Annotated in this window: 4 protein-coding genes; all 4 read left to right on the forward strand. The window is 54.5% G+C overall.

The genetic code is table 11. The features are described 5' to 3' along the window. The first annotated feature begins 468 nt into the window (after positions 1-468). On the forward strand, positions 469-747 hold the full coding sequence (locus tag VMW13_04460; GenBank protein ID HUV44066.1) for a hypothetical protein: 279 nt from the start codon (positions 469-471) through the stop codon (positions 745-747). A 45-nt stretch (positions 748-792) separates the two neighbouring features. Further along, entirely contained in the window at positions 793-1,215 is a 423-nt protein-coding gene (locus VMW13_04465; GenBank protein HUV44067.1) for a response regulator transcription factor, read from the forward strand. A 278-nt stretch (positions 1,216-1,493) separates the two neighbouring features. Beyond that, positions 1,494-2,747 carry an acyl-CoA dehydrogenase family protein gene (locus VMW13_04470; GenBank protein HUV44068.1) on the forward strand — a complete coding sequence of 418 codons (1,254 nt, stop codon included), beginning with the start codon at positions 1,494-1,496 and terminating at the stop codon, positions 2,745-2,747. A gap of 34 nt (positions 2,748-2,781) precedes the next feature. Beyond that, the coding region (locus VMW13_04475; GenBank protein HUV44069.1) for an acyl-CoA dehydrogenase family protein at positions 2,782-3,491 on the forward strand (710 nt) is incomplete at its 3' end.

A 3,491-nucleotide genomic window follows, 5' to 3' on the forward strand; every position in this document is an offset into this window, starting at 1 on the left:
ATTGTCAACCTTCTCTTATGGCTAACCAAACCCTTCGACGTAGTGGCAGACCCTATGGCGGGCGTCTCGCATACGGTGATACGGCTTTGCCGGTCTGGCGATGGCAGCCTGCGTTGTCAAGTCAATTGTGAGACGGATGACTGGATACTAGCCGCTATACTTCACTAGCGGCAACTCTATATCACATTTGACCTGGCGCGTGACACCGCCTGAACAGGCACCGTAACAGCCACTATTCTATGAAGAAGGCACCCGGAATGGGTGCCTTTTCTATTGTCCGGGGAAGGTTTAGCTAATATTTAGGAATTGCCACCCTATATTTAGCCCCTGTTTCGTGTTCCGGATTTACTCTGAAGCTGTTGAGGGAAACTGGAAAAAGACAGCGCGAGAAGCAAATAACCCCTGCGGTTTTCACCAGCTTTCAACACCACATGGGACTGGTTAGTGCTGGCAGGAGGCATAAGAGGGATGGCAATCGACGAGAACACCCGGGACGATGGCTTCAGGAACCATGAAGATGCGGATAAGGAATATTTTGCGGAGCACAATAAACGCATGAAGCTCTTCCGGGAGTCTCACGATGACTGGACTACGACCAGGATGACCCTCTTCAACATGATGGTCCCCTATGATGCCGAGCGCAATCCGGCAGAAACCGAAAGGTCTCTTAATTCTATAGACGAAAACTACTGGTTGACTCTGGTACCACTGCAAGGGGTAACGGAGCGACGTATTGTATTCAACTAGTAGGGCAATATCAACACGGATACAGAGGAAAGGAGACTCGTAGCGATGAGAAAGTGCCCACTAATCCTGGTAGCAGATGATGAGGAACCATTACTTCGGCTGCTCAAGAAAAGCCTTGGCCTGGAAGGATATGATGTAGTCACCGCCAGCAACGGTGTGAAGGCATTGCAGGCGTTTGAGGGTAGCGACCCGGACCTGGCTATTCTGGATATCGGGATGCCGGGGCTTGATGGTTTTAGCGTTCTCAAGGTTATCCGGGAGCAGTCCAGCATACCGGTCATTATGCTCACGGCAATGGATGAACCCGCCTGTGTGGAGCGTGCCCTGGCCGGAGGCGCCGACGATTTTATGATCAAACCATTTGATCGGGTTGAACTCATGGCCCGGGTGCACGCCAAGCTAAGGCGTAATGGGTCAGATGATATCGGTCAATCAAGAGCAGGTAAGACTAAGGCTTTAGGTCGATGACATAGACGATACGACTGCTGCCGATAGCATTATCGGCAGCATTGACGGATGATACTGCCCGGAGGGATTCTGTTCCAGAAATGGTTCCGACCGGGCAGCACTATTTTCCCCGGTCTCCGGCAATATAATCCTGCGATAAATAGGACACTACACTATTATTGATATTGTTCATCCTGAACCCTGTTCCTTGCCTGATGCTTGAATTGTGGGGTAAGTGAGAATAGAATACGGAGACAAGAGTCCGATGCTATCAATAAACGGTTGCGGAGGTGTAACCAATGGATTTCTCCCTGGAATACACGGAGGAGCAGGAAGACTTCGCCGGAGAGGTACGTGAATGGATAAAGGAGAACGTTCCTGCTGGTCTGGTGAACCTGAGAGACCCGATAAAGAAGACCTATGAACAGTGGCAACTGCGGCGCGAACTCGGGCGGCGACTTGGCAAGAAAGGATGGCTCTATGCCGGGTTGTCCAGGCAGTACGGTGGTGGTGGCCTGGATGCCGAACACCGGTTTGTTCTCAGCCGGGAGTTCGAGGCAGCGGAGATTGGCTATCCTCCGTTTTACGATTCGGCCCGACTGGCGGTTGGACCGATTCTGTCGCTCGGCACTGACGAGCAGAAAGAGCGCTTCTTACCACCCATTTTCCAGGGTGAGGTAACTACCTGGCAGCTCTTCACTGAACCGGAAGCCGGCACGGATGAGGCTAACCAGCAGACCGATGCCCTGCGCCACGAGAAAGAGGGAGAGTACTTTATTATCAATGGGAGCAAGATATTTGTTGGTGGGCTGTACGCTCCGCCGGACCAATTGTTACTGCTGACCCGTAGCGACCGCGAAGCACCGCGACACGATAACCTGGCGATGTTTCTTGCCCCGGGCAACCTCGAGGGTATTTCCATCACGCCGCTGCCCCTCTTTGTTTCCGGCACGTTGTCACAGGTTATTGGGTCTACCGTTGACCAGGCACCGGCGGTCAAGCACCAGGTCTTCTTTGATGATGTCAAGGTCCACGAGCGGTATTTGATTGGCGGGGAAAGGGACGGGTGGAGAGTAACCACGGCTACCCTGGACGTCGAGCATGGCGGTGGCCAGGTTGGTGTGCCGCCGGAGAACTACGTCGTGACACGCTTCCTTGATCAGTGCCGGGACAATCCGAAGATTGTGAAACGTCTGGAGGAAAACCCGCAACTGCTGGAAAGTGTTATAAACGTTTATATTGGAAGTGAGATTCAGAGGCTATGGGGTCTGCGTAACTCATGGCTGTCCGGCAGTGGGATACGTGCCCCCTATGCCGGCCCGCAACTGGGGCTGTACACCAAGATGTTCGGTGGGCAGATGATTGCCGATATCGCCAAAGTCCTCGGTCCCTGCACTTTCACGGAAGGCACTGAATGGGGAGTCGAGGATGACCTGTTTGAGGTCACGCAGCGCGCCGGTCTGTGTTTCGCTCCGGCAGGCACACCCGAAGCGCAGAAGATAATCATTTCCCGTGCCCTTGCCATCGGACGTCAGCCCGGTGGGCGGTCATGAGCCGGAAGCACTACTTTTTGCACAGGAGTTTGAGATGAGATTGGACCTGGGTCTTTCCGAAAGCGAAGAGATGCTAAAGAAAACAGCCCTGGACTTCATGCGACGGGATGCCCCCAAGGACGTCGTACAGGCCCTCCAGGAGACCGATACAGGCTGTACCGATGAGGTCTGGGAAACGATGGTCGGCATGGGGTGGCCGGGTATTATCATCCCTGAGGAATACGGTGGTGCGGGGAACCCGCTGACCGGTGCCGCAGTACTCTTTGAAGCGCTGGGCACAGGCCCGCTGCCCGGACCGCTCTTCTCTTCGAGTATACTGGGTAGCCTGACGATTCTCGAGACCGGCACCGAGGAGCAGAAACAGCGTGTGTTACCTGCGATTGCCCGGGGTGAAGAGATAGTGACGCTGGCTCTGACTGAGCCGGAGTACGGCTGGAACCCGAAAACCGTGCAGACTACCGCCACAAGCCGGAATGGCGACTACGTGCTTGATGGCGTGAAGCTATATACACTTGATGCTCAGGCAGCAAGCCACATCATCGTGGTTGCCCGTACTGAGAATGGCATCGGGCTGTTTCTGGTCAACAGTGTATCAGACGGGGTCTCGATAAGGCGCTTGCCCGGGTATCTCGCTGGCCGGTCATTCGAGGTGAAGCTGGACTCGGTAAAAGTGCCGGTATCGGACCGACTGGGCGATGGTAATGATGCCTGGCCGGCGCTGGAACGCGCCATTACCAGGTCAAT

The sequence above is a fragment of the Dehalococcoidales bacterium genome (assembly GCA_035529395.1).
Classification (GTDB): Bacteria; Chloroflexota; Dehalococcoidia; order Dehalococcoidales; family Fen-1064; genus DUES01.

What these genes read in the sequence shown, in the direction of transcription:
- VMW13_04460 (HUV44066.1), top strand. Translation starts at nt 469, where the DNA reads ATGGCAATCGACGAGAACACCCGGGACGATGGCTTCAGGAACCATGAA.
- VMW13_04465 (HUV44067.1), top strand. Translation starts at nt 793, where the DNA reads ATGAGAAAGTGCCCACTAATCCTGGTAGCAGATGATGAGGAACCATTA.
- VMW13_04470 (HUV44068.1), top strand. Translation starts at nt 1,494, where the DNA reads ATGGATTTCTCCCTGGAATACACGGAGGAGCAGGAAGACTTCGCCGGA.